Raw genomic sequence first — 22,138 nt, 5'->3', positions numbered from 1 at the left:
ATTCAATATTTTTGAATTATTGCTTATTTATTTTTTTGACAGCGTAAAAAACACAACAAGGACGTGCTCCGAAAATGAAGTAGAGGAGGACGAAGAGTATGGCACAGGTAACATTGTATAACATTAAAGGTGAAAAGATCGGTAACATCGAAATTGCTGATGAAGTTTTTAACGTTGAACCAAACCTTGATGTCATGTGGCGCTATATCGATATGCAACTTACAAACTCGAGAGCAGGGACAGCATCCACAAAGACAAGAGGAGAAGTAGCTGGTGGCGGAAGAAAACCATGGCCACAAAAGCATACAGGTAGAGCAAGACAAGGTTCCATAAGAGCAATTCACTGGAGACACGGTGGTGTTGCACACGGTCCAAAACCAAGGAATTACCTTAAGAGATTGAACAAAAAGATGAAAAAATTAGCACTTAAATCAGCACTTTCTGCTCGCTTCCAGGAAGGAAACCTTATTGTTGTGAGCGACATACGATTTGAAAAGGCTCAAACAAAACAAATGAGAGAAGTTCTTAAGAATCTTGGAATCGCTGACGAGAAAGTATTGTTTGTTCTTCCAAGAAAAGAAGAAGTATACGAAAATGTAAAACTTTCTGGAAGAAACATTCCTGGAGTAAAAGTAATAATTGCCGATAATCCAAACAACGGGAATCCGGTAAACATCGATGGTTTGAACGTTTACGATATAATCAACTCTTCAAAGGTTGTCCTTACAGAGGGCACCGTTCGCAAAATTGAGGAGGTGCTCAGCAAATGAGAAAAGAATATTCAGATATCATCATCAGACCAGTAATAAGTGAAAAATCGATGATGCTCAGAGCCAATAGAGAGTATGTTTTTGAAGTTGACAAAAATGCAAATAAGTCCCAAATAAAGGAAGCTGTTGAGAAACTTTTCAATGTTAAAGTTGAAAGGGTAAATACAGTTATAGTCAAACCAAAACCAAAGAGAGACCTCAGAAGAGGTTACATGGCAAGAGAAGGTTACACGAAAGAATGGAAAAAAGCCATAGTCAAATTAGCAGAAGGCTATGCAATTAAAGAACTCCAGGCATAAGGGGTGAAAAACAATGGGTCTTAAAAGATTTAAACCAACAACACCAGGTAGAAGATTCATGATAATTCCAGACTTTTCGGAAATTACAAAGACAAAACCAGAAAAGTCACTTGTTGTTCCTCTTAAGAAAAGCGCAGGAAGAAACCACCATGGTAGAGTAACAGTTAGATTCAGAGGTGGCGGTCACAAGAGACTTTACAGAATTGTTGATTTCAGAAGATGGGAAAAGGAAAATATCCCCGCAAAAGTTGCATCAATTGAATATGATCCAAATAGAACCGCAAGAATTGCTTTGCTAATTTACGCTGACGGTGAAAAAAGGTACATTCTTGCACCAAATGGACTTAACGTTGGAGATACAGTAATGTCAGGACCTGAAGCAGAAATTAAGCCAGGTAATGCTCTTCCGCTTGAAAATATACCAGTTGGTACAATCGTTCACAGTATAGAATTTTTACCACGTGGTGGGGCGAAGATAGCAAGAAGTGCTGGTGTAGCATGTCAACTTATGGCAAAAGAAGGTAACTATGCACTCTTGAAGATGCCATCTGGCGAATTGAGAAAAGTACATATAAAATGTTACGCAACGGTTGGCGTGGTAGGAAACGAAGACCACAAAAACGAAGTATCTGGTAAAGCCGGTAGAGAAAGATGGAAAGGTAGAAAGCCACATGTACGTGGTGTTGTCATGAACCCAGTTGATCACCCACACGGTGGTGGAGAAGGTAGAGGTAAAGGTCACCATCCACAGAGTCCATGGGGTGTCCCAGCGAAAGGTTACAAGACGAGGAGAGGTAAGAGAGCAAGCGATAAATTCATCGTTAGAAGACGAAACGGTTAATCAGGAGGTGTAATAAATGAGCCGTTCAAGCAAAAAAGGACCATTCGTAGACCCCAAACTTATCAAAAAAATAAGAATGCTCAATGAGACTGGTGAAAAGAAAATAATAAAAACATGGAGCAGAGCAAGTACAATCGTTCCAGAAATGGTCGGTCATACAATAGCTGTTTACAACGGAATGAAACACATACCAGTATATATAACAGAAAATATGGTTGGACACAAACTTGGTGAATTCTCATTCACAAGAAGATTTGGTGGACATACGAACAAGTCAGCCAAAAAAGGTGAGGTCAAGAAATAAGGAGGGAATTGATAATGCAAACTATCATTAAAAGAGAAGGACTCAAAAGGTCCAAGTTCCATGCAAAGAGAAAAGAGACACTTGCAACGTTACCAAAATATGAAGCAAGGGCAGTTGCAAGATTTGTCCGCATATCTCCAAGGAAAGCAAGGTCAGTAATCAATTCCATTAGGGGTAAAAATGTTTCAGAAGCGTTTAATCTTCTTGAATTTTCATCGAAAAAGGCTGCACGAATCGTATATAATGTGTTAAAATCTGCAGTAGCGAATGCAACAAATAACCTCGGACTTTCTGAGGAAAACCTTTATGTTGCAGCATGTTATGTAAACGATGGCCCAAGAATGAAGAGAGTATGGCCGCGCGGTAGAGGAAGAGCGGATATTATTCAAAAGAGAATGTCCCATATAACTGTTATTGTTAGGGATAGAGAAAAAGAAAATGAGACAAAAGCAAAATAATAAATACTTTGCGAGGTGATACAGGTGGGTCAAAAAGTACATCCAAAAGGATTTAGGCTCGGTTTAACTTCTGAATGGGATGCGCAGTGGTTTAATGAGAAAAAATACAGTGAATATTTACTTGAAGACGAGGCAATAAGAAACTTCATTAAGAAAAATTACAACCAAGCTGGAATTGCAAGAGTATTTGTTCAAAGACCAGATGCTGAAAGAGTTTTAGTTTCAATCTATGCAGCAAGACCTGGTATATTAATAGGTAAAAAAGGCGCAGGTATAACAGAATTGAGACAAGCATTAGAAGCAAACTTCAACAGAAAATTTGGAATTGATATAATCGAATTAAAAACGCCCGAAACAGAGGCATCTCTTGTGGCAGAATCTATTGCTCAAAAGATAGAAAAACGTGCATCTTACAAGATAGTCATGAAGAGAGCAATTACTGCCGCGCTCAGGAGAGGGGCAAGAGGTATAAAGATAATGGTTTCTGGAAGACTTGCTGGTGCGGAAATTGCGAGAACAGAATGGTATCTTAAGGGAAGACTTCCACTTCAAACACTTAGATCTGTCATAGATTACTCGACAGCACGTGCAGAAACAAAGTACGGTACAATCGGAATAAAAGTTTGGATATATAAAGGCGATCAAAACATATAAATGATATAAAGTGTTGAAAAGTTCAGAAAAAAGCACAGATAGGACCTGAAAAGCTAAGGCAAAAGAAGGCAGGATAAAGGCGAGATAAGGGAGGTAAACAGCCATGTTAATGCCAAAAAGGGTTAAATACAGAAAACAACACCGAGGTAGAACAAAAGGCGATGCAAAAGGTGGAGCACTTGTAATGTTTGGCGAATACGGATTAAAAGCTTTAGAACCAGCATGGATCACAGCTCAACAGATCGAAGCTTGCAGGCTTGCTATAACAAGGACATTGAAAAAAGAAGGTAAGCTTTGGATAAAAATATTCCCTGATAAATCCTACACAAAACATCCACCTGAAACAAAACTTGGTAAAGGTAAAGGTAACGTTGAAGGATGGGTAGCAGTGGTAAAACCTGGAAAAGTCATGTTCGAAATTGGTGGTGTTGAGGAAGAATTAGCAATCAAAGCCTTGGAATATGCAGCCACAAAATTACCAATAAAAACAAAAATAGTGACAAGACATCACATAGGTGGTGAAGCAGTATGACACCAGTGGAAATCAGAAATATGAATAATGAAGAATTGTTGAAGTTACTTGAAGAAAAGAAAAGAACACTTATGAATTTGAGATTCCAAAATGCACTAGGCGAATTGAGGGACCCAAGCCTTATTCAAAAAACGAAAAAAGATATCGCAAGAATCAAAACTATTCTACGTGAACGCGAACTCGGTATAAGGAGGTAATACACATGCCTAAGAAAAGATTAGTTGGCGTTGTTGTAAGCGACAAAATGGATAAAACTGTAACGGTTAAAGTTGAAAGACTCGTTAAACATGCAAAATTTGGAAAATACGTTAAAAGAACGAAGAAATTTTATGCACACGATGAAAATAACGCATGCAGAGTTGGAGATGTTGTTGAAATTGAAGAATCAAGACCATTAAGCAAGCTCAAAAGATGGGTAGTTGTTAATATTCTTGAACGTTCAAAACTTTCAGAAACGCCAGAGATAGAGGAAACAATTGATATTGAAGGGGGTAGTGAACAATGATACAAAACGAAAGCTACCTCGTAGCGGCTGATAATTCAGGTGCAAAAGTATTAAGAGTAATAAGAGTACTCGGTGGTTCACACAAACAATTTGGAACAATTGGCGATATAGTAGTTTGCAGTGTAAGAGAAGCTGTACCAAATACAGATATCAAAAAAGGTGATGTTGTTAAAGCAGTTGTTGTAAGGACAAAGAAAGAAATTAGAAGACCAGATGGTAGCTATATAAGATTCGATGATAATGCAGCTGTTGTTCTTGATAAATTCAACCAGCCAAAAGGAACACGTGTGTTTGGACCTGTTGCAAGAGAGCTCAGAGAAAAAGGTTTCATGAAAATAGTATCTCTCGCACCAGAAGTATGGTAAGGGGTGGTAATCGATGGCACAGAAGATAAAAAAGGGTGACACAGTACAAGTAATTTCCGGAAAAGATAAAGGTAAAAGAGGAGAAGTTATACAAGTACTTCCAAAAGAAGAAAAATTAATAGTCAGAGGCGTAAACATCGTAAAAAGACATCAAAGACCAACTGGACAAATGAGACAAGGCGGTATAATTGAAAAAGAAGCACCACTTTACTGGTCAAAGGTTATGTTAGTCTGTCCAAGCTGTGATAAGGCTACAAGAGTAGGATTTAGAGTACTCGAAGATGGATCAAAAGTTAGATACTGTAAGAAATGTGGAGAAATCATAGATAAGAAGTAAGGAGGAGTAAAAAATGGCCTACGAATTTGTTCCTTTGAAGGAAAAGTATCAAAAAGAAGTGGTGCCGGTTTTAATGAAAGAATTTGGATATAAAAATATTCATGAAGTTCCAAGACTTGTTAAAGTAGTTATAAATATGGGTGTTGGTGAAGGTTCAAGAAATAAAGATGTTATAGAAGCGCACGCAAGAGAATTAACAACAATAGCTGGTCAAAAGGCAATAATCACAAAAGCAAAAAAGAGTATCTCTAACTTTAAGATAAGAAAAGGTATGAGCGTTGGTGTAAAAGTAACGCTCAGAGGGCCAAGAATGTACAATTTTGTCTACAAACTTGTTAATCTTGTTTTACCTAAAGTTAGAGACTTCAGAGGTTTAAATCCAAATTCATTTGATGGAAAAGGTAATTACAGTTTCGGTTTAACAGAACAATTGGTATTCCCAGAAATTTCACCAGACCAGATCAAGAGGATCCAAGGTATGGATATTGTAGTGGTTACAACAGCAAAAAGAGACGAAGAAGCAAGAAGATTACTTGAGTTACTTGGTTTCCCATTCAAAAAGCAGTAATTAAGGAGGGAAAAATAAATGGCAAAGAAATCAATGGTCGAAAGATGGAAGAAGCCGAAAAAGTTTAAAGTTAGAGAATACACAAGATGCAGCATTTGCGGAAGAGTCCATTCAGTATACAGAGAATTTGGAATCTGCAGAGTGTGTTTTAGAAAAATGGCTAACGAGGGAAAACTCCCGGGCGTTAGGAAGGCAAGCTGGTAATTATGGAGGTGTTAACCGTGTGGAGCGATCCAATAGCTGACATGCTTACAAGAATAAGAAATGCAAACCAAGTTTTTAAAGAACAAGTAGATGTTCCTGCATCAAACTTAAAAAAAGCAATAGCTGATATTCTTGTTAGGGAAGGATTTATTAAGGGATACACATACATTGAAGATGGAAAACAAGGAATTTTGAGAATTCAAATGAAATACAAAGGTACAAGAAAGAACAGAGAAAGAGTAATTCATGGAATTGTTCGTGTTTCGAAACCTGGGAGAAGGATTTATGTTGGTAAAAACAATATCCCAAGAGTTAAAAATGGACTCGGTATTGCCATAATATCCACATCAAAAGGCGTACTCACCGACAAAGAAGCAGCGGAACATGGAGTCGGTGGAGAAGTTATTGCCTACATCTGGTAAGGAGGTGTAGTACATGTCACGTATTGCGAAGAAACCAATTGTTTTACCAACAAATGTTCAGTTATCAATCACCGACTCTGAGATAAAAGTTAAAGGCCCAAAGGGTGAATTGAAATTAAATAATCATCCATTTGTTTCTATAAAAGTCGAAGGTAATGAAGTTTGGGTTACACCAAATCTTGAAGTAGCAAAGAGAAAAGCAGATGAGAGAAAATTCAAAGCAATGGTCGGTACTTACTGGAGACTTATCAGAAACATGGTTTTAGGTGTTACGGAAGGATTTAAGAAAGAACTTGAAATTGTTGGCGTCGGTTACAGGGCACAACTTCAAGGAAATAAGTTAATCATGAACCTCGGTTATGCTCACCAAGTAGAATTCGATGTACCAGCTGATGTAAAAGTAGAAGTCCCCGCACCAAATAAGATAATTGTTAGTGGAATCGATAAACAGAGAGTTGGACAAGTTGCAGCAGATATACGCAAGTGGAGAGAACCAAATCCATACAGTGGTAAAGGTATAAAGTATGTAGACGAGGTTCTCAAACTTAAAGAAGGAAAGAAAGCATAAGGGGGTATAAAACGTGATTAAACGTGAAGACCGAAGGCAATTGAGACTTGTCAGACATAAAAGGTTAAGAAAAAAGATTTTTGGAACTCCTGAAAGGCCAAGACTTGCTGTATTCAGAAGCGAAAAACACATGTACGCTCAAATAATCGATGATACGAAAGGTATTACTTTGGTTGCAGCGTCAACCGTAGAAAAGGCTATGAAGGAAAAACTTCAAAAGACATGGAACATCACAGCGGCAAAAGAAGTAGGAAAACTTATAGCAGAAAGAGCACTTGCAAAAGGTATAAAGGAAGTAGTTTTTGACCGCGGTGGATTTAAGTACCATGGTAGAGTAAAAGCCCTTGCAGATGCGGCAAGGGAAGCTGGATTGAAATTCTAAGGTTTGGTAGGAGGTGCTCACAGTGTCAGAAATTGCCGAAAAGATAAAACAAGCAGGTGAAACATTTGAAGAAAGGATTATTGAAATTAGAAGAACGACTAAAGTTACAAAAGGTGGTAAAAATCTTTCTTTCAGAGTTCTTGCAGTTGTCGGAAATAGAAATGGTAAAGTCGGTGTCGGTGTTGGAAAAGCAAGAGAAGTTCCTGATGCAATTAGAAAAGCGCTTGTTAGTGCAAGAAGGAATATAATAGAAATTCCTGTAGTTAAGGGTACAATCCCTCACGAAGTAGTTGGCAGACAAGACGCAGCTAAGATACTTATGAAGCCTGCTGCACCAGGTACCGGTATAATTGCCAACGGTACAGTACGTGCTATCCTTGAGCTTGCGGGCGTTCAAAACGTTCTTACAAAAGCAATGGGGTCAACAAATCCAGTAATAATGGCTCAAGCAACAGTAAATGGCGTAAAGAACCTTTACAGTATAGACAAAATAGCAGCTCTTAGAGATATTACCCCAGCTCAAGTAGTACGCGGTGTTAAAAAGGAGGGCTAATGTATGAAGAAGCTGAAAATAACACTTGTAAGAAGTCCGATTGGATATAAATACGATCAGAAAGATACAGTTAAAAGACTTGGATTAAGAAGAATGCATTATACAGTAATTAAAGAAGATACACCTCAGATTCGTGGAATGGTTGAGAAAGTAAAACATCTTGTCAAAGTTGAAGAAGTCGAAGAATAAGGAGGGGAATTTGCATGATTACTATAGAGGACCTAAAACCTACCCCAGGGTCGAACAAAAAATACAAAAGACTTGGAAGAGGACAAGGTTCAGGTAAAGGAAAGACCGCAGGAAAGGGTCACAAAGGTCAAAAATCAAGAGGTACAGGAAAAGTTAGAGCTTGGATGGAAGGTGGTCAAACACCACTTCATAGAAGACTTCCAAAATTTGGGTTCAAAAACTTCACAAAGAAGTTTTACGCTGTTGTTAACCTTGAGACCCTCGAGGAGAAATTTGATAGTAACGCAGTAGTTACACCAGAAGTTCTTATTGAAAAAGGAATTATCGATAAGATTTACGATGGTGTAAAGATACTTGCAAGAGGTGAAATAACAAAGCCACTCACAGTTAAAGCACATAAATTCAGTGAAAAGGCGAAGGAGAAGATTGAAAAAGTTGGCGGAAAAATAGAGGTGATTTAATAATGTGGAAAGCGCTGCGAAATGCGATGAAAATTCCAGAGGTAAGGGATAGGGTTATCTTTACATTCTTAATGTTGCTTGTTTTCAGATTGGGTATTTATGTCCCGGTTCCAGGAATAAATATCAAAGCTTGGGGGGAAGCGCTTTCCAAACAAGGTACAGGTCTTGCTGGAGGCGTTCTCAGCTTTTATGATGTTTTCACCGGAGGTGCTTTCAGCAGATTTTCCGTATTCTCAATGAGCGTTACTCCATACATTAACGCATCTATTATCATGCAGCTTCTTGCTTCCATCATTCCTTCTTTGAAAGAGCTCTTAAAAGAAGGTGAAGAAGGTAGGAAGAAATTCCAACACTACACAAAGAATCTTACACTTGGATTGGCAGCATTACAATCATTCGTAGTTTCTTTTGGTCTTGCAAGAAGTTACCAAGGAATCATCGCAATCAATACGTGGTTATTCTCATTTGTTTCAACAGTTTCCTTGGTTGCTGGTACAATGTTCCTTCTTTGGATTGGCGATAGAATTACAGAAAAAGGTATTGGAAATGGTGTTAGTATAATGATATTCGCAGGTATTGTTTCAAGATACCCAGCATATTTCAGAAGTGCGGTTCTTGGTAATCTTAATATATTCGGTTGGATATTCCTTATCGCAGTTGCAATATTTATGGTTGTTGCAATTATATACGTTCAACAAGCGGAAAGAAGAATCAAAATTGAATATGCAACAAGAATGGTTGGAAGAAGGATATACGGTGGAACAAGCACATACTTGCCTATAAAAGTTAATCACTCAGGTGTTATTCCTATCATATTTGCATGGGCAATAATTAGTATTCCAGAAGCAATTGCGCAAATCACAGGTGCTCAGTGGGCAATTAAACTATTCAGCATGCAAAGTCCTCTCATGATGATAATTTACGCGCTCTTGATATTCTTCTTCACATACTTCTACAGTGTTGTTGTTATTGATCCAAAGGATATATCCGAAAATATTAAGAGATATGGAGGATTTATACCAGGAATAAGGGCAGGAAAACCAACAGAGGAATACATTACGTTCGTTCTCAACAGAGTTACATTCCTCGGAGCGATCTTCCTTGTTGGTATTTCACTGTTACCTTACTTAGTTGAAGGAATTACACGTGTAAATATTTGGCTTGGTGGTACAAGTGCGCTTATCGCGGTTGGAGTTGCTTTAGATATTGCTCAACAAATCGAAGCACACTTGATTATGAGAAATTACGAAGGCTTTGTTAAAAAAGGAAAGATAGCTGGTAGAAGATAAATTCAAGAGGGTGAAAATTATGAACCTTATATTCCTCGGACCTCCGGGTGCAGGTAAAGGTACATATGCTAAAAGAGTTGTGGAAAAATACATTATACCTCATATATCAACCGGAGATATCTTCAGAGAAGCGATAGCAAAAGGTACCGAACTTGGTAGAAAAGTCCAGGATATAGTGAATTCAGGAAATCTCGTTCCGGATGAACTAACAAATGCACTTGTCGAAGAACGCTTGAAACAAGACGATTGTAAAAAAGGCTTTATACTCGATGGTTATCCAAGGACATTAAATCAAGCCCAAGCTTTAAATGAAATGCTCAAAAAAATGGGTAAGGAATTAGATGGTGCTATTTACTTTGAAGTAGACGAAGAAACGGTAGTTCAGAGAATATCCACAAGACGTGTTTGTTCCAAATGTGGTAAGGTTTATAACGTAATTACTCTTCCATCTAAAGTTGAAGGCATTTGTGATGATTGTGGTGGAACATTAATACAAAGAGATGACGACAAAGAAGATATCGTAAGGAGCAGATACAGAGTCTATATCGAAAAAACATCGCCGTTAATCGAATATTATAAAAATCAAAACAAACTTTTTACATTAGATGGCAGAAAAAGTGTAGAAGAAGTAATGAAAATATTGTTTAATATATTAGGTGGCTTTGAAAAGAAATGATAAGACTTAAGACGAGAGAAGAAATTGAGAAAATGAAAATAGCTGGTCGGGCGGTTGGTACTATACTTATGGAATCAAAAAAATTAGTGGTAGAGGGTGCAACCGCCCATGATATAGAAATCTTAGCTGAAAAGATTTTGAAAGAGCTTAAATGTAAACCTGCGTTTAAAGGGTATGGTGGATATCCATATATAACAACTGTCTCAGTAAATGACGAAGTTATACATGGTTTTCCGCTGAAGAAGAAAGTTTTAAAAAAAGGTGATATAGTTTCAATAGATGTTGGAGCAATTTATGATGGTTACTATGGAGATGGAGCGATAAGCTACATAGTTGGTCAAACAGATGAAGTTGGTGAAAAACTTGTAAAAGTTACTCAGGAATCTCTCTTTGAGGCTATAAAAATAATAAGACCTGGCATAAAATTAGGAGATGTTTCTTTTACAGTCCAAAATTACGTTGAAAGTCATGGTTTTGGTGTTGTAAGAGATTTTGTAGGGCATGGAGTAGGAAAGTCTTTGCATGAAGACCCACAAGTACCGAATTATGGAAAGCCAGGTACAGGTATAACACTTAAAGCGGGAATGACAATTGCGATAGAACCAATGGTTACTGAAGGCGGCTGGCACGTGGTTATATTAGATGATGGTTGGACGGTTGTAACGAGGGATGGCAAGAGAGCGGCACACTTTGAACACACGATAGCAGTGACAGAAGACGGTTATGAAATTTTAACTCTTGCCGAATAATACAAGCTTAAACTGAGAGAAACTTTCGTATTCGCGAGGTGATTTATCTGAAAAACAAGGAAGACGTCATACGAATGGAAGGAACAATAGTTGAAGCACTACCAAATGCTATGTTCAGAGTACAACTCGACAACGGTTTTAAAGTGCTCGCTCATGTTTCTGGTAAAATGCGCAAAAACTTTATAAGGCTTGTACCAGGTGATAGGGTAGTCGTTGAACTTACAATCTACGACCTCACTCGTGGAAGAATAGTTTACAGAAAGAAACTTGACTCAAAGGGCGAAGAAGAGATACTAGATGACGACGAATAATTGAAAAATAAAATGAATATATCCGAAAGGAGAGATTAAGTATGAAAGTAAAGGCATCAGTTGGAAAAAGATGCGAATATTGTAAGGTTATCCGTAGAAGAGGAAAAGTTTACGTTGTATGTAAAGTAAACCCAAAACATAATCAGAGACAAGGTTAAGTACTAAGTATTAATAGTTGAGAGATAGAATTAAGGAGGGAGATTAATGGCTCGTATCGTTGGTGTTGAAATACCAAGTAATAAAAAAGTACATATTGCATTGAGATATCTCTACGGTATAGGACCAACACGCGCAATGGAAATATGTAAGAATACAGGTGTAGACCCTGACAAGAGAGTTAAAGAACTTACTGAGGATGAAATAAGCAAAATAGCTTCTTTCATTCAACAGAATTACAAAGTAGAAGGTGAACTCAGAACAGAAGTGATGAGAAATATAAAGAGATTAATGGATATAGGATGTTACCGCGGCTTAAGGCACAAGTTAGGGCTTCCAGTTAGAGGTCAAAGAACAAGATCAAATGCCCGTACAAGAAAAGGTCCAAGACCAAGCAGAATTAAGAAAAAGGGTAAATAAGTTTTTCTTTAAAATCGGACCCGAAAAGATGTTTAACTTGTAACTAGCGAGTGCATGTAAAAGTATGGAAGAAATGTAAAAGGAGGGAAAATAATGGCAAAAGGCCGAACAACAAGAACAAAACAAAAGAAAAGAGTAGCGGTTGATCATGGTGTAGTCCACATAAAGTCAACATACAATAATACAATAATCAGCTTGACAGATCCAACAGGACACGTTTTAAGCTGGGCAAGCGGTGGAACGACAGGTTTTGAAGGTACAAGGAAAGGTACACCGTACGCAGCACAACTTGCAGCCGATAAAGTAGCGAAAGATGCTGTCAAAATGGGAATTAAAAGAGTTGACGTTATTGTCAAAGGACCTGGTGCTGGAAGAGAAACAGCTATAAGAACTCTTCAAGCAGCTGGACTAGAAATTGACAATATAAGAGATGCTACACCAATCCCATTTAACGGTTGTAGACCTCCAAAAAGAAGAAGAGTATAATACGTGAAATAATTGAATCGATATAGATAAACTTAGTAAACTTTGTAAGAGAGGGCTAAGAAAAGTTACATCTGATTTTTGAAACCAAAGGAGGGAAAATAATGGCACGAAACACAGGGCCTTTGTGCAAATTGTGTAGAAGAGAAGGAATGAAATTGTACCTTAAGGGTGAAAGATGCTTCAGCGAGAAATGTCCATTTGACAAGAGACCATTCGCACCTGGACAACACGGTAGAGAAAAGAAAAAACTAACACAATATGCTCTCCAACTCAGAGCTAAACAAACAATGAAGAGAATTTACGGAGTACTTGAGAAACAATTTAGAATATACTACGAAAGAGCTGTCAAACAATCTGGCGATACCCGTGAAAACCTGGTAGCACAAGTTGAGAGAAGACTTGATAATGTTGTTTACAGACTTGGATTCGCAATTAACAGAAGAGCAGCAAGACAACTTGTCTCTCACGGACATGTACTTGTAAACGGGAAGAAAGTTGACATCCCATCATACCAAGTCAGACCAGGTGATGTTATTTCTATAAAAGAAGGAAGCAGAACAATAGAACCAATCAAACAAGCAATAGAGCTAAATAAAGGTAGAGCAATTTCAAATTGGCTTGAAGTTGATTACGATCAATTTAAAGGAGTATACGTAAGAAATCCAAAATTAGAAGAAATTATTGATCTCCCAGTTAACGTACAGGCTATTGTCGAATTCTACTCGAGGTGATCTTAATGATTCAAATTACAGGAAGGAAATTCAAATTAGAAGAGCAGGTAGAACACGAGGACCATTATTATGCAAGGTATTCCCTCTCACCGCTTGAAAAAGGTTACGCCGTAACAGTTGGGAATACACTTAGAAGAGTTCTCCTCTCTTCTATTCCAAGTTTTGCAATAACTGATGTAAGATTCGTAAAACCAGAAAAATACCATGAGTTTGATACAATCGAAGGCGCAAAAGAAGACATAATGGATATACTCTTGAATCTTAAGAAAGTGCAATTACGCGTTGATACCTACGTTGAATCGCCTGTGAAATTAACGATAAATAAAAAAGGACCTGGAGTACTTACGGCAGGGGATATTGAATGCCCAGCGGGAGTAGTTGTGGTCAATCCAGGTCATTACCTTGCAACGCTGAACGAAGACGCTGATTTAGAAATAGAACTCTATGCAACATTTGGAAAAGGCTTTGTCCCGGCAGCAGATAGAAATGAAAGACCAGAAATAGGTTGGATTGTTTTAGATGGAGTCTACAGCCCAGTTATAAAAGTCAATTGGCTTGTTGAAAATGTTCGTGTTGATAAAAGAACGGACTATGAAAAACTCATTCTTGAAATTTGGACAAAGAAGAGCATAAAACCATCTGAAGCTTTGAAGCATTCACTAAAAATAATTCTTGACCACTTTATGTTTATCGAACAAAGTCTTAGTGATGTTGAGGAATTACCAATACCAATAATACAAGAAACTGCAGTAGTAACAGAAGAAATAGGTTCGCCAGAAGATGTAATGAGCAAAAAAGTTGAAGAACTAGAACTATCTGCAAGATCACTTAATTGTTTGAAGAGAGACAAGATAGAGACAATAGGTGATCTGTTATCAAGAACAGAAGAAGAGTTGATGAAAATAAAGAATTTTGGCCTCAAATCTCTCGAGGAAGTAAGAGAAAAACTCCGTGACAAATTTGGTCTGTCACTAAGAAAGGGGGACAAATGAAATGAGACACAGGATGAAGAGAAATAAACTAAATAGATACGGTTCACACAGAAGGTCACTCATGAGAAACCTTGCAAAAGAAATCATAGAACACGGCACAATAATGACAACAACGGTAAAGGCAAAGGTAGGAAAAGAATATATTGAAAAACTTATAACAAAAGCAGTAAAAGCTTACAAAATAAAAGATGAGAATAAAGAAGAAAGTATAGCGTTAAGAAGACAACTTTTTGCAGAACTTGGAGATAGAAAACTTGTTAACAAACTTGTCGACGAGATTGCACCAAAATACACAGGCAGAAACGGTGGATACACAAGAGTAATAAAAGTTGGTCAAAGAAGGGGCGACGGTGCAGAAGTTTCAGTATTGCAAATAGTAGAGTAATTTTCTGTAATTAACCTATAAAAAGGGGCGAAATTGCCCCTTTTTAAAGTGAAAAATTAGGAGGTGTAGTAATGCAAATTAATGAATTAGAAAAAGATAAAAATGTCATTGTAAAAGAATATATTTTTGATGCCAACGATGTTAAAAGATTAGAAGATAAAGCCGTAAATTCACTTAACAGCAAAGGATATCAAATAGAAGGATTCAGAGTAGGAAGAGTTCCAAAGGAGATATACAAACTTAGACTTAAAGATGCATTCTATAATATTTATGTAGCAGATGAAGCGATAATAGAAGTCGAAGATGAACTCGACAAAGAAAATATAAGTGTTGTTATTCCTCCAGTTATCGTTGATGCAAGATTTGATGCTAATGGTGGAAAAGTTGTTGTTGAGCTTCACCTCGAACCAGAAGTAACGTTCGACCCGTCTAAAATTAAAGTTAGAAAAGCAAAAGAGGATGAAGTGCTTGAAAGTTATGTCGAAATGAGAGTAAAATATATGTTAGATGAACATGCTGTTCTTGAACCAAAAGAGGGAGAAGCACAAGAGGGTGATGTTGTCAAGGTTAAGGAAACTGTTTTACTGAACGAAAAAGCAATTAGAGACCATGAAGAAAGAGAATACTTACTTTTAAAAGACGATGAAAGAGATGCTGTCAAACAGCTTTATGGTAAGAAAAAAGGTGATACTGTTGAATTTGAGAAGACATTTGAAAAAAGCGAAAATGAGAAAATTACCTATAAATATATACTAGAAGTCGAAGAAATATATAATAGAATACTCCCCGTTTTGAACGATGAATTTGTCAAAAGCCTTGCTATAGAAAATGTTGAAACATTGGAAGGTTTAAAGGAAAAGTTCAGAAACGAGGGTAAGGAAATATACGATAGAGAATTAGGCGATTCTTATAGAATGCAGATAATTGACCAAATACCATCAGCAACAGAAATTGATATTAGTGAAAAAACAATTCAAAGAGCTGTTGAAAATATAATAGATAATTTAAAAGAAGAAGGAAAATACGACGATTATATCAAAAGCTACGGTAGTGAAGAAAAACTCGTTGAGGAGTTTAAAAACTATTACATCAACCTTATCAAGAAAGACCTTGTAGTTAAAAAATTAGCCGAGGAAAACGATGTAAAAGTTAACGATGAGGATATAAAAGCATATGCGGAAATAGTTTCAGTTGAATGGGGAGTAAGCCCAGATAGAGCAGAAGCTTTGATTAAATCAAGAATAGATCTCAGAAACGAAGTTATAATGGATATAGTCGAATCAAAAGTCGCAAACTTACTTATAGACAAAGTCCAGGTTGAAGAAGTTTCTTTCAACAAAGATGAGAAAAATGAAGAAGAAAAGTCAGAATAATTTTTGAATTTGAAGTTTGAAAAAGATGAAAAGTGGTGATAAAGCATGGAAATGGATAGAGAACTTAAAAAAATACTCGATCAATACGTCCCAATAGTTATCGAAAGCACAGGTCGCTATGAAAGAGCTTACGATATTTACTCAAGACTCCTCAAAGATAGGATTATCTTCCTTGGCAGTGCAATAGATGACCATGTTGCTAACCTTGTTGTTGCACAGCTTCTTTTCCTTGAAGCAGAAAATCCAGATAAAGATATCCAGCTTTACATAAATTCACCCGGTGGTCTTGTAACGGCTGGATTGGCTATATACGATACAATGCAATACGTAAAATGTGATGTTGCGACGATATGCGTTGGTCAGGCTGCGTCAATGGGAGCTGTATTACTTGCAGCTGGTGCAAAAGGTAAAAGGTTTGCACTTCCCAACAGTAGGATAATGATTCACCAACCATTAGGTGGAGCGGAAGGCAGTGCCAAAGATGTTGAAATACTAACGAAAGAATTACTAAGAATAAAAAGGATAATAAACGAGATTCTCAGTAAACATACTGGGCAAGATATAGAAAGAATAGAAAAAGATACTGACAGAGATTTCTTTATGAGTGCACAAGAGGCTATGGAATATGGTATAATTGATAAGGTGATTAAACCAGGCGAGAGATAAAATATTTTAATAATTAGAATCAATTGGAGAGGTATTTTAAAGGAGGAGAGATTATGTCAGGTCACAATAAGTGGGCAAATATTAAGCATAGGAAAGCCGCACAAGACGCTAAAAGGTCAAAGATATTCACAAAATTGATTAGGGAAATTATTGTTGCGGCAAGAGAAGGTGGCGGAAACCCAGACACAAACCCAAGGTTAAGGGCAGTTCTTGAAAAAGCAAGAGAAGCTAATATGCCAAAAGATACAGTTGAAAGGTCAATTAAAAAAGGTACAGGAGAATTGGAAGGCGAAAAATATGAGGAGATTATATACGAAGCTTACGCACCAGGTGGAGTTGCACTTTACATACTTGCGTTGACAGATAACAAAAACAGAACAGCCCAAGAGTTAAGACACATACTCAGCAAAAATGGTGGCTCACTTGCGGAAAGTGGTTCAGTTGCTTGGATATTTGAAAGAAAAGGTGCTATCGAAATTTCTGCTTCGAAGATTTCCGATATGGATGAATTTACATTATTGGCAATCGATGCTGGCGCGGAAGATATAGAAGAAGGAGATCCAGTAATTGTCTACGTAGCTCCAGAATCGTTAACAGCAGTAAAAGAAGCACTCGCAAAGAATGGATTTGAAGGAGAATCAAAGATAACATACAAGCCAAAGAACACAGTTAAAGTGACAGGTTCAGACGCGGAAAAAGTACTTAAGCTCATCGATGCACTTGAAGATAACGATGATGTACAAGAAGTATTTGGAAACTTTGACATAGACGATGCAGAACTTGAAGCAATAATGGCAAAACTTGAAGGTTGATACCAAATTTCTACTTTTTAATAAGGTGCAAGTAGATGAAAAAAGTTAAATATGCATCTTTATTTTTAATAGTAATTTTATCTTTATTGAATACTAGTTTTATGTTTGGAGAGACGTTATTTTTTAACGTCTCTCCATTTGATAATGTTTATGGCTTTACACTAAGATACAATTTTAACTTTTGGAAGTTTGATGTAAGGTTTTACCTGCCCGTTGATGTAAAAATCAAAATGGGTTTTCCACAAATAGACGCCAAGTTTTCAGATATCATAGACAAATTTCATTTTGAAGATTATCCGTACAAAGTTACATATGATTTTATCAATCAAATACCTTTCACGACATTCATAAACCCCGCACAAAAAGTTTGGTATTCGACTTGGCTCAAAGCTGGTTATTATGGCGACAAACTTTTTTACATCGACGATAATTTTTCGATTATAGGAGATTCGAAAAATCTAAATGTTTCGTTAAACATACTTGGATACACATTATTTGTTGAGAAGATTGATAATAATTATATATTTGGAGCAGGTAAGGGTATTTACGCATTTTTTGGAAATAAATCCGGAATGGGAATAAATTATGTGAAAGAAAGTCTACTAATTTACTATTTGTTGTACTTAGCTGATGGAAAGATTAATTCTGAATTTGGCTTTTCCTTAAAAGGAGATAACTTTGAATTTAATATTGTTAATAATATAAATTCACCTGGGATAAATGGGAGTATTGTATGGAAGGTAGGTGAGATATATGTCGTTGGACGACAACAAGGAGAAAAAGTTCGCTTGGCTGTCGAGTTTCCAATCTGGTGAAGTTCATGAATTGCCATGGGAAGAATTCGAGTGGTTTGTTAAAAGAATAAAAGATATAATGAATTTAGATCTTTCTGGATACAAGCCGGAAAGAGTCAAAAGAAGAATAGAAATGCTTATTAGGAAGTACAATTGCAAATCGTATAAAGAGTATCTTGATATGATACTGAAAGATAACAAGAAAAAAGATGAATTCCTTGATAAGTTAACGATAAATGTTACAGAATTCTTCAGAAATCCTGAGAAGTGGTTCGAACTAAGGGATAAATTTTTACCTGAACTTTTGGCAAAGAGCGGTTCGAGGTTTAAAGCCTGGAGCGCTGGTTGTTCTTCTGGTGAAGAACCTTATACCATAGCCATACTTCTAGAAGAATTAAAAGCGCCCTCGAGTGTGAAAGTATTAGCCACTGATATAGATATGGGAGTTTTGACAAAAGCACAAATTGGTGAGTACGACGAGCGCTCAATGGTTAGCACTCCTCCGGAATACATTCAAAAATACTTCATAGTTAAAGATGGAAGGTACATAGTCAAACCAAACGTAAAGGCGCGCGTTCAATTTAGAAAGCATAATCTTCTTCAAGATCCATTCGAAAAAGACTTTGACCTTATAACATGTCGAAACGTTGTTATATACTTTGAGATGGAAGCGAAAGATATGTTATATCGTAAATTTTCTGAAAGTTTAAAACATGGCGGAATACTCTTTGTTGGAAATACCGAGAGAATATTCAATTACAAAGCACTCAATCTCGAAGTAGCTTCTCCGTTTATTTATAGAAAGATTTGAAAAAACAATTTAAAATCGGCAGAGAGTCTGCCGATTTATTATCTTCTTATCTTTTTAATATAAGTGAAGGGACTGATTTTGTGTTTTGGGTTGTCCTTGCTGTTACGCTTGACCAAATTACAAAACACTTAGCAAGTTTATTTCTTCAAGTAAAATATATACCGATATTTAATTTCTTTTATCTAACATTTGCGACAAATCGTGGCATTGCATTTGGACTATTTGCAGGTGTAAAGGAAATAGTAATATATCTATCGCTCGCGATAATCGTCGCAATTTCTTTAATACCTAGATACGTAAAAATCAGCCAAAGCACAGAAAAATACTTAGCTTTTATCGTTGGTGGAGCGCTCGGAAATTTGATTGACAGGATAAGGTTTGGCTATGTGATAGATTTTCTAACGATGAAATACTGGCCAACCGTTTTTAACGTTGCAGATATGTTTATTTTTTTCGGAAGCTTAGGACTAATTTTAATATTTATAAAGCAAGAAATAAAGGAAAAAAACAGTAAACACACCACAGATAATAGGAGGGAAAAATTTAGTGGATATACAAGTTACATCAAGGGAAAACGGATGGAGATTGGACAAATTCGTTATGGAGAAAACACCAGAATGGATATCGAGGACCTTCATACAAAGAGCGATAAAGAACGGGGAAGTATTGGTCAATGGGACTTCAAAGAAGCCGAGTTACAAGGTGAAGTCTGGGGATATAATTACCTTGAATGCTCCAGAGGCCCCCGAGATACCGGAAATCCTACCTGAAGATATACCACTTGATATAATATATGAGGATAGAGATATTCTTGTCATAAATAAACAGCCAGGTATAATAACGCATCCAATTCCATCTCACACATCTGGAACAATTGTAAATGGTGTACTGTACCACTGTAAAGACTTACAGGGGATAGGCGGAGTTCTAAGACCAGGGATAGTCCACAGGCTCGATAAAGATACAAGTGGTGTTATGGTTATCGCTAAGAACGACCTTGCGCATCAGTCACTCACAAAACAATTCAAAGATAGGTTAACAGAAAAATTGTACATTTGCCTTGTAAAAGGTGTACCAAAGAGAAAAGAAGGCGATATAGAAATAAATATAGCGAGAAATCCTGTTCTTAGAGTAAAAATGACAGTAACAAATTCAGAATACGGCAAACCCGCATTGACTCATTACAAAGTTGTAAGAGAATTTGGTGATATCGCCGCATTAGTCTTTGCATATCCAAAAACAGGTAGGACTCATCAAATAAGAGTCCATATGAAATACATAGGTCATCCGCTTATGGGAGATGAAGTTTACGGAAGGGCAAAAGAAGATGAAATATTCGGTATCAAAAGACAGATGCTTCACGCACTGAGCTTATCGTTTTATCATCCGAGAACAGGCGAAAAAGTTAAATTCATAGCTAAAATTCCTCAAGATTTCAAAGAGGCCATACAAAAGCTCGATGATTTCATTAGAAAAAATAAAAATCTTTAATAATGCTTTTACTATTTTAATGTTTCAAACAAATCTAAGATATCTGGTAATTTTCTATCAAAAATTTCTATTAGATTTGGGTCAAATTGCTTACCTTTCATATCACGCATATATTCAATCGCCTTTTCAACAGGCCAAGCTGGGCGGTAACATCTATCGTGTGTTAGTGCCTCAAAGACATCTGCAACTTGGACTATACGAGCTTCTGGAGTAATTTCTTCTTTTGTTAATCCATAAGGATATCCATTTCCGTCCCATCGTTCGTGATGCTGTAAAGAAATAACAGCACCTAACTCAAAGACTTTTAAATGGGAATTTCTCAATAGTTCAAATCCGATAAGCGTGTGCTCTTTCATTATTGAAAACTCTTCATCTGTTAATTTTGCTGGTTTATTCAAAATATGGTCGGGTATACCTACTTTTCCTACATCGTGCAATCCCGATGCATTCTTAATTAATTGAGCTTCTTTTTCCGCAAAACCATACTCGCATGCAAGAATGTACGATATTTCTGAAACTCTCTCCACGTGCTTTCCTGTTTCCTCAGATCTTGTTTCTATTAGATTAGCTAATCTATAAACAAGTTCATTTTCAACACTTGATAAAGTGGAATAAAAGTAAGATTGCTTTAAATTAGATAAAAGCGCGCGTATGTAGTCTTTATCTATATCGTTAAGCTGTTTTGAACTCTCAAGAATTAACTTCACATTCTTTCCCGAAATTTCTTCCTCGAAGGTGTATTTTAGGGAAAGTGAAGTTCTTATATGTTTAACAGACTTTGGGGGGAAAATTTGTTGTTTATCGACATATATTTTCCCTTGAATTTCGATATTTGGCATTTTCAAACTCAAAAACGAGCGGAGTTGGAAAAATGTTTCTATCAAAAGTTCCTCCAAATCCATTCGATTGGAGTTTTGAATAACGTGATCTATTGATTTTATAGCCTTTTCAAACGCAATCATATCTTTATATGCTCTTAAAAGCGAAAGAACGGTCAGTTTTAAGCTAAAATCGTTCATTGTTTTTTTCTCAATGTAAGCGTTTATTTGATAATCTTTTATCAAAATGTCTTGTGGAACTTTTTCAGGGTTGGCTGTCATCAATGCTACGCGTGTTATCTCATCAGATAATTCATTTCGGATATAATTTATCACTTTTATTCCAGAATTATCTTCTTCCATAACCAAATCTGTTAGAACAAGTGCGTATTTTCCAGGATTGTAAATCTTTGTGGAATCTGAATAGCTGTAAGAATGGTAAATTTCAATGGGGATATTTTCAACAGTTATATTTTTTATTGTATTTTCGATTTCATAGTGTATTGTTTTTGAGTCGTCTACTATTAAGACTTTGAATTTATCCATGTAGTCGCCTCCTATAATAAATCGTCTAAAAATATTATATCAAAAAATACATTTATTAAGCTTTAAATTGTATAACTTGAAAAGTGAAATGATTGTGGTAAAATAATATATGCAATTTTAAAATCACACTTTTCTGGGCGTAGTTCAGTTGGCTAGAACGCCAGAATCGGGATCTGGTGGTCGTGGGTTCAAGTCCCACCGCCCAGACCAGTAAAAAATA

The 22,138-nt window shown here is 36.6% G+C and carries 36 protein-coding genes, 1 tRNA gene and 1 pseudogene; 37 read left to right on the top strand and 1 reads right to left on the bottom strand.

Going from position 1 to position 22,138, the window contains the following annotated elements; translation table 11 throughout:
* Nucleotides 1-98 precede the first annotated feature (98 nt).
* The 36 genes and pseudogenes from rplD to FNOD_RS05775 all read left to right on the top strand — a co-directional run bounded on the left by rplD (nucleotide 99) and on the right by FNOD_RS05775 (nucleotide 20,554).
* The gene (rplD, locus tag FNOD_RS05950) at nucleotides 99-770 is read left to right on the top strand and encodes a 50S ribosomal protein L4 (protein ID WP_011994297.1); all 672 of its coding nucleotides are present in this window, start codon (nucleotides 99-101) and stop codon (nucleotides 768-770) included.
* Nucleotides 767-1,069, top strand: coding sequence for a 50S ribosomal protein L23 (rplW, locus tag FNOD_RS05945; RefSeq protein ID WP_011994296.1), 303 nt, complete (start codon nucleotides 767-769; stop codon nucleotides 1,067-1,069). The genes rplD and rplW overlap by 4 nt, the downstream gene beginning before the upstream one ends.
* 13 nt (nucleotides 1,070-1,082) lie before the next feature.
* Nucleotides 1,083-1,910 (top strand): 50S ribosomal protein L2, encoded by an 828-nt coding sequence (gene rplB, locus FNOD_RS05940; RefSeq protein WP_011994295.1) that lies wholly within the window; start codon nucleotides 1,083-1,085, stop codon nucleotides 1,908-1,910.
* A gap of 16 nt (nucleotides 1,911-1,926) precedes the next feature.
* Entirely contained in the window at nucleotides 1,927-2,214 is a 288-nt protein-coding gene (gene rpsS / locus FNOD_RS05935) for a 30S ribosomal protein S19 (protein WP_011994294.1), read from the top strand.
* 14 nt (nucleotides 2,215-2,228) lie between these two features.
* The gene (rplV, locus tag FNOD_RS05930; RefSeq protein WP_011994293.1) at nucleotides 2,229-2,672 is read left to right on the top strand and encodes a 50S ribosomal protein L22; all 444 of its coding nucleotides are present in this window, start codon (nucleotides 2,229-2,231) and stop codon (nucleotides 2,670-2,672) included.
* 24 nt (nucleotides 2,673-2,696) lie between these two features.
* A complete protein-coding gene (gene rpsC / locus FNOD_RS05925) occupies nucleotides 2,697-3,326 on the top strand; it encodes a 30S ribosomal protein S3 (RefSeq protein ID WP_011994292.1) in 630 nt (209 codons plus the stop codon).
* A 103-nt stretch (nucleotides 3,327-3,429) separates the two neighbouring features.
* Entirely contained in the window at nucleotides 3,430-3,858 is a 429-nt protein-coding gene (gene rplP / locus FNOD_RS05920) for a 50S ribosomal protein L16 (RefSeq protein WP_011994291.1), read from the top strand.
* Nucleotides 3,855-4,055, top strand: coding sequence for a 50S ribosomal protein L29 (rpmC, locus tag FNOD_RS05915; RefSeq protein ID WP_011994290.1), 201 nt, complete (start codon nucleotides 3,855-3,857; stop codon nucleotides 4,053-4,055). Before rplP ends, rpmC begins: the two co-directional genes overlap by 4 nt.
* Nucleotides 4,056-4,060: 5 nt before the next feature.
* Entirely contained in the window at nucleotides 4,061-4,363 is a 303-nt protein-coding gene (rpsQ, locus tag FNOD_RS05910) for a 30S ribosomal protein S17 (protein ID WP_011994289.1), read from the top strand.
* On the top strand, nucleotides 4,360-4,728 hold the full coding sequence (rplN, locus tag FNOD_RS05905; RefSeq protein WP_011994288.1) for a 50S ribosomal protein L14: 369 nt from the start codon (nucleotides 4,360-4,362) through the stop codon (nucleotides 4,726-4,728). The genes rpsQ and rplN overlap by 4 nt, the downstream gene beginning before the upstream one ends.
* 13 nt (nucleotides 4,729-4,741) lie before the next feature.
* Nucleotides 4,742-5,065: a 50S ribosomal protein L24 gene (gene rplX / locus FNOD_RS05900; protein WP_011994287.1), complete on the top strand. Its 324-nt coding sequence runs from the start codon at nucleotides 4,742-4,744 to the stop codon at nucleotides 5,063-5,065.
* Nucleotides 5,066-5,078: 13 nt separating this feature from the next.
* Nucleotides 5,079-5,633 carry a 50S ribosomal protein L5 gene (rplE, locus tag FNOD_RS05895; RefSeq protein ID WP_011994286.1) on the top strand — a complete coding sequence of 185 codons (555 nt, stop codon included), beginning with the start codon at nucleotides 5,079-5,081 and terminating at the stop codon, nucleotides 5,631-5,633.
* A gap of 18 nt (nucleotides 5,634-5,651) precedes the next feature.
* The gene (locus tag FNOD_RS05890; protein ID WP_011994285.1) at nucleotides 5,652-5,837 is read left to right on the top strand and encodes a type Z 30S ribosomal protein S14; all 186 of its coding nucleotides are present in this window, start codon (nucleotides 5,652-5,654) and stop codon (nucleotides 5,835-5,837) included.
* A gap of 17 nt (nucleotides 5,838-5,854) precedes the next feature.
* Nucleotides 5,855-6,259: a 30S ribosomal protein S8 gene (gene rpsH / locus FNOD_RS05885; protein WP_011994284.1), complete on the top strand. Its 405-nt coding sequence runs from the start codon at nucleotides 5,855-5,857 to the stop codon at nucleotides 6,257-6,259.
* 13 nt (nucleotides 6,260-6,272) lie between these two features.
* A complete protein-coding gene (gene rplF / locus FNOD_RS05880) occupies nucleotides 6,273-6,827 on the top strand; it encodes a 50S ribosomal protein L6 (protein WP_011994283.1) in 555 nt (184 codons plus the stop codon).
* A gap of 13 nt (nucleotides 6,828-6,840) precedes the next feature.
* A complete protein-coding gene (rplR, locus tag FNOD_RS05875; RefSeq protein ID WP_011994282.1) occupies nucleotides 6,841-7,209 on the top strand; it encodes a 50S ribosomal protein L18 in 369 nt (122 codons plus the stop codon).
* Between the two features lie 22 nt (nucleotides 7,210-7,231).
* On the top strand, nucleotides 7,232-7,762 hold the full coding sequence (gene rpsE / locus FNOD_RS05870) for a 30S ribosomal protein S5 (RefSeq protein WP_011994281.1): 531 nt from the start codon (nucleotides 7,232-7,234) through the stop codon (nucleotides 7,760-7,762).
* Nucleotides 7,763-7,765: 3 nt separating this feature from the next.
* Entirely contained in the window at nucleotides 7,766-7,951 is a 186-nt protein-coding gene (gene rpmD / locus FNOD_RS05865) for a 50S ribosomal protein L30 (protein WP_011994280.1), read from the top strand.
* 14 nt (nucleotides 7,952-7,965) lie between these two features.
* The gene (gene rplO / locus FNOD_RS05860; protein ID WP_011994279.1) at nucleotides 7,966-8,412 is read left to right on the top strand and encodes a 50S ribosomal protein L15; all 447 of its coding nucleotides are present in this window, start codon (nucleotides 7,966-7,968) and stop codon (nucleotides 8,410-8,412) included.
* A 2-nt stretch (nucleotides 8,413-8,414) separates the two neighbouring features.
* Nucleotides 8,415-9,701: a preprotein translocase subunit SecY gene (gene secY, locus FNOD_RS05855; protein WP_011994278.1), complete on the top strand. Its 1,287-nt coding sequence runs from the start codon at nucleotides 8,415-8,417 to the stop codon at nucleotides 9,699-9,701.
* A 19-nt stretch (nucleotides 9,702-9,720) separates the two neighbouring features.
* A complete protein-coding gene (locus FNOD_RS05850) occupies nucleotides 9,721-10,377 on the top strand; it encodes an adenylate kinase (RefSeq protein WP_011994277.1) in 657 nt (218 codons plus the stop codon).
* Nucleotides 10,374-11,126, top strand: coding sequence for a type I methionyl aminopeptidase (map, locus tag FNOD_RS05845; RefSeq protein WP_011994276.1), 753 nt, complete (start codon nucleotides 10,374-10,376; stop codon nucleotides 11,124-11,126). The genes FNOD_RS05850 and map overlap by 4 nt, the downstream gene beginning before the upstream one ends.
* Nucleotides 11,127-11,173: 47 nt before the next feature.
* A complete protein-coding gene (infA, locus tag FNOD_RS05840) occupies nucleotides 11,174-11,437 on the top strand; it encodes a translation initiation factor IF-1 (protein WP_083756826.1) in 264 nt (87 codons plus the stop codon).
* 41 nt (nucleotides 11,438-11,478) lie between these two features.
* The gene (gene rpmJ / locus FNOD_RS05835; RefSeq protein WP_011994274.1) at nucleotides 11,479-11,595 is read left to right on the top strand and encodes a 50S ribosomal protein L36; all 117 of its coding nucleotides are present in this window, start codon (nucleotides 11,479-11,481) and stop codon (nucleotides 11,593-11,595) included.
* A 46-nt stretch (nucleotides 11,596-11,641) separates the two neighbouring features.
* Nucleotides 11,642-12,013 (top strand): 30S ribosomal protein S13, encoded by a 372-nt coding sequence (gene rpsM, locus FNOD_RS05830; protein WP_011994273.1) that lies wholly within the window; start codon nucleotides 11,642-11,644, stop codon nucleotides 12,011-12,013.
* Nucleotides 12,014-12,106: 93 nt separating this feature from the next.
* Nucleotides 12,107-12,499 (top strand): 30S ribosomal protein S11, encoded by a 393-nt coding sequence (rpsK, locus tag FNOD_RS05825; RefSeq protein WP_011994272.1) that lies wholly within the window; start codon nucleotides 12,107-12,109, stop codon nucleotides 12,497-12,499.
* A gap of 101 nt (nucleotides 12,500-12,600) precedes the next feature.
* On the top strand, nucleotides 12,601-13,230 hold the full coding sequence (gene rpsD, locus FNOD_RS05820; RefSeq protein ID WP_011994271.1) for a 30S ribosomal protein S4: 630 nt from the start codon (nucleotides 12,601-12,603) through the stop codon (nucleotides 13,228-13,230).
* A gap of 5 nt (nucleotides 13,231-13,235) precedes the next feature.
* Entirely contained in the window at nucleotides 13,236-14,222 is a 987-nt protein-coding gene (locus tag FNOD_RS05815) for a DNA-directed RNA polymerase subunit alpha (protein WP_011994270.1), read from the top strand.
* A gap of 1 nt (nucleotide 14,223) precedes the next feature.
* On the top strand, nucleotides 14,224-14,607 hold the full coding sequence (gene rplQ, locus FNOD_RS05810) for a 50S ribosomal protein L17 (protein ID WP_011994269.1): 384 nt from the start codon (nucleotides 14,224-14,226) through the stop codon (nucleotides 14,605-14,607).
* Nucleotides 14,608-14,678: 71 nt separating this feature from the next.
* Nucleotides 14,679-15,980 (top strand): trigger factor, encoded by a 1,302-nt coding sequence (locus FNOD_RS05805; RefSeq protein WP_011994268.1) that lies wholly within the window; start codon nucleotides 14,679-14,681, stop codon nucleotides 15,978-15,980.
* A gap of 51 nt (nucleotides 15,981-16,031) precedes the next feature.
* Entirely contained in the window at nucleotides 16,032-16,646 is a 615-nt protein-coding gene (clpP, locus tag FNOD_RS05800) for an ATP-dependent Clp endopeptidase proteolytic subunit ClpP (protein WP_041257177.1), read from the top strand.
* Nucleotides 16,647-16,699: 53 nt separating this feature from the next.
* Entirely contained in the window at nucleotides 16,700-17,458 is a 759-nt protein-coding gene (locus FNOD_RS05795) for a YebC/PmpR family DNA-binding transcriptional regulator (protein WP_011994266.1), read from the top strand.
* Nucleotides 17,459-17,493: 35 nt separating this feature from the next.
* Entirely contained in the window at nucleotides 17,494-18,273 is a 780-nt protein-coding gene (locus FNOD_RS05790; RefSeq protein ID WP_011994265.1) for a hypothetical protein, read from the top strand.
* Nucleotides 18,212-19,063, top strand: a complete 852-nt coding sequence (locus FNOD_RS05785; RefSeq protein ID WP_049751017.1) for a CheR family methyltransferase — start codon at nucleotides 18,212-18,214, stop codon at nucleotides 19,061-19,063. Before FNOD_RS05790 ends, FNOD_RS05785 begins: the two co-directional genes overlap by 62 nt.
* Before the next feature lie 80 nt (nucleotides 19,064-19,143).
* Nucleotides 19,144-19,560 (top strand): annotated as a pseudogene (gene lspA, locus FNOD_RS09845) (signal peptidase II); the annotation flags it as partial.
* A gap of 103 nt (nucleotides 19,561-19,663) precedes the next feature.
* A complete protein-coding gene (locus FNOD_RS05775) occupies nucleotides 19,664-20,554 on the top strand; it encodes an RluA family pseudouridine synthase (RefSeq protein WP_049751112.1) in 891 nt (296 codons plus the stop codon).
* An 11-nt stretch (nucleotides 20,555-20,565) separates the two neighbouring features.
* On the opposite strand, the gene FNOD_RS05770 is transcribed toward FNOD_RS05775, so the two are convergent.
* Nucleotides 20,566-21,918, bottom strand: a complete 1,353-nt coding sequence (locus FNOD_RS05770; protein ID WP_011994262.1) for a response regulator — start codon at nucleotides 21,916-21,918, stop codon at nucleotides 20,566-20,568.
* A gap of 133 nt (nucleotides 21,919-22,051) precedes the next feature.
* On the opposite strand from FNOD_RS05770, the gene FNOD_RS05765 reads away from it, so the two are divergent.
* Nucleotides 22,052-22,128: transfer RNA gene (locus tag FNOD_RS05765), tRNA-Pro, on the top strand.
* Nucleotides 22,129-22,138 lie beyond the last annotated feature (10 nt).

The sequence above is a fragment of the Fervidobacterium nodosum Rt17-B1 genome, from assembly GCF_000017545.1.
GTDB classification, from domain to species: domain Bacteria; phylum Thermotogota; class Thermotogae; order Thermotogales; family Fervidobacteriaceae; genus Fervidobacterium; species Fervidobacterium nodosum.
This window is presented reverse-complemented; position numbering and strand designations above follow the sequence as displayed.

What these genes read in the sequence shown, in the direction of transcription:
- rplD (WP_011994297.1), top strand. Translation starts at nt 99, where the DNA reads ATGGCACAGGTAACATTGTATAACATTAAAGGTGAAAAGATCGGTAAC.
- FNOD_RS05795 (WP_011994266.1), top strand. Translation starts at nt 16,700, where the DNA reads ATGTCAGGTCACAATAAGTGGGCAAATATTAAGCATAGGAAAGCCGCA.
- rpsM (WP_011994273.1), top strand. Translation starts at nt 11,642, where the DNA reads ATGGCTCGTATCGTTGGTGTTGAAATACCAAGTAATAAAAAAGTACAT.
- rpsK (WP_011994272.1), top strand. Translation starts at nt 12,107, where the DNA reads ATGGCAAAAGGCCGAACAACAAGAACAAAACAAAAGAAAAGAGTAGCG.
- clpP (WP_041257177.1), top strand. Translation starts at nt 16,032, where the DNA reads ATGGATAGAGAACTTAAAAAAATACTCGATCAATACGTCCCAATAGTT.
- rplN (WP_011994288.1), top strand. Translation starts at nt 4,360, where the DNA reads ATGATACAAAACGAAAGCTACCTCGTAGCGGCTGATAATTCAGGTGCA.
- rpsQ (WP_011994289.1), top strand. Translation starts at nt 4,061, where the DNA reads ATGCCTAAGAAAAGATTAGTTGGCGTTGTTGTAAGCGACAAAATGGAT.
- FNOD_RS05815 (WP_011994270.1), top strand. Translation starts at nt 13,236, where the DNA reads ATGATTCAAATTACAGGAAGGAAATTCAAATTAGAAGAGCAGGTAGAA.
- FNOD_RS05770 (WP_011994262.1), bottom strand. Translation starts at nt 21,918, where the DNA reads ATGGATAAATTCAAAGTCTTAATAGTAGACGACTCAAAAACAATACAC.
- FNOD_RS05850 (WP_011994277.1), top strand. Translation starts at nt 9,721, where the DNA reads ATGAACCTTATATTCCTCGGACCTCCGGGTGCAGGTAAAGGTACATAT.
- rplP (WP_011994291.1), top strand. Translation starts at nt 3,430, where the DNA reads ATGTTAATGCCAAAAAGGGTTAAATACAGAAAACAACACCGAGGTAGA.
- rplW (WP_011994296.1), top strand. Translation starts at nt 767, where the DNA reads ATGAGAAAAGAATATTCAGATATCATCATCAGACCAGTAATAAGTGAA.
- rplF (WP_011994283.1), top strand. Translation starts at nt 6,273, where the DNA reads ATGTCACGTATTGCGAAGAAACCAATTGTTTTACCAACAAATGTTCAG.
- rpsS (WP_011994294.1), top strand. Translation starts at nt 1,927, where the DNA reads ATGAGCCGTTCAAGCAAAAAAGGACCATTCGTAGACCCCAAACTTATC.
- rplE (WP_011994286.1), top strand. Translation starts at nt 5,079, where the DNA reads ATGGCCTACGAATTTGTTCCTTTGAAGGAAAAGTATCAAAAAGAAGTG.
- rplV (WP_011994293.1), top strand. Translation starts at nt 2,229, where the DNA reads ATGCAAACTATCATTAAAAGAGAAGGACTCAAAAGGTCCAAGTTCCAT.
- rplQ (WP_011994269.1), top strand. Translation starts at nt 14,224, where the DNA reads ATGAGACACAGGATGAAGAGAAATAAACTAAATAGATACGGTTCACAC.
- rpsD (WP_011994271.1), top strand. Translation starts at nt 12,601, where the DNA reads ATGGCACGAAACACAGGGCCTTTGTGCAAATTGTGTAGAAGAGAAGGA.
- FNOD_RS05805 (WP_011994268.1), top strand. Translation starts at nt 14,679, where the DNA reads ATGCAAATTAATGAATTAGAAAAAGATAAAAATGTCATTGTAAAAGAA.
- rplB (WP_011994295.1), top strand. Translation starts at nt 1,083, where the DNA reads ATGGGTCTTAAAAGATTTAAACCAACAACACCAGGTAGAAGATTCATG.
- map (WP_011994276.1), top strand. Translation starts at nt 10,374, where the DNA reads ATGATAAGACTTAAGACGAGAGAAGAAATTGAGAAAATGAAAATAGCT.
- FNOD_RS05790 (WP_011994265.1), top strand. Translation starts at nt 17,494, where the DNA reads ATGAAAAAAGTTAAATATGCATCTTTATTTTTAATAGTAATTTTATCT.
- rpmD (WP_011994280.1), top strand. Translation starts at nt 7,766, where the DNA reads ATGAAGAAGCTGAAAATAACACTTGTAAGAAGTCCGATTGGATATAAA.
- FNOD_RS05775 (WP_049751112.1), top strand. Translation starts at nt 19,664, where the DNA reads ATGGAGAAAACACCAGAATGGATATCGAGGACCTTCATACAAAGAGCG.
- FNOD_RS05785 (WP_049751017.1), top strand. Translation starts at nt 18,212, where the DNA reads ATGTCGTTGGACGACAACAAGGAGAAAAAGTTCGCTTGGCTGTCGAGT.
- rpmJ (WP_011994274.1), top strand. Translation starts at nt 11,479, where the DNA reads ATGAAAGTAAAGGCATCAGTTGGAAAAAGATGCGAATATTGTAAGGTT.
- rplX (WP_011994287.1), top strand. Translation starts at nt 4,742, where the DNA reads ATGGCACAGAAGATAAAAAAGGGTGACACAGTACAAGTAATTTCCGGA.
- secY (WP_011994278.1), top strand. Translation starts at nt 8,415, where the DNA reads ATGTGGAAAGCGCTGCGAAATGCGATGAAAATTCCAGAGGTAAGGGAT.
- FNOD_RS05890 (WP_011994285.1), top strand. Translation starts at nt 5,652, where the DNA reads ATGGCAAAGAAATCAATGGTCGAAAGATGGAAGAAGCCGAAAAAGTTT.
- rplO (WP_011994279.1), top strand. Translation starts at nt 7,966, where the DNA reads ATGATTACTATAGAGGACCTAAAACCTACCCCAGGGTCGAACAAAAAA.
- rpmC (WP_011994290.1), top strand. Translation starts at nt 3,855, where the DNA reads ATGACACCAGTGGAAATCAGAAATATGAATAATGAAGAATTGTTGAAG.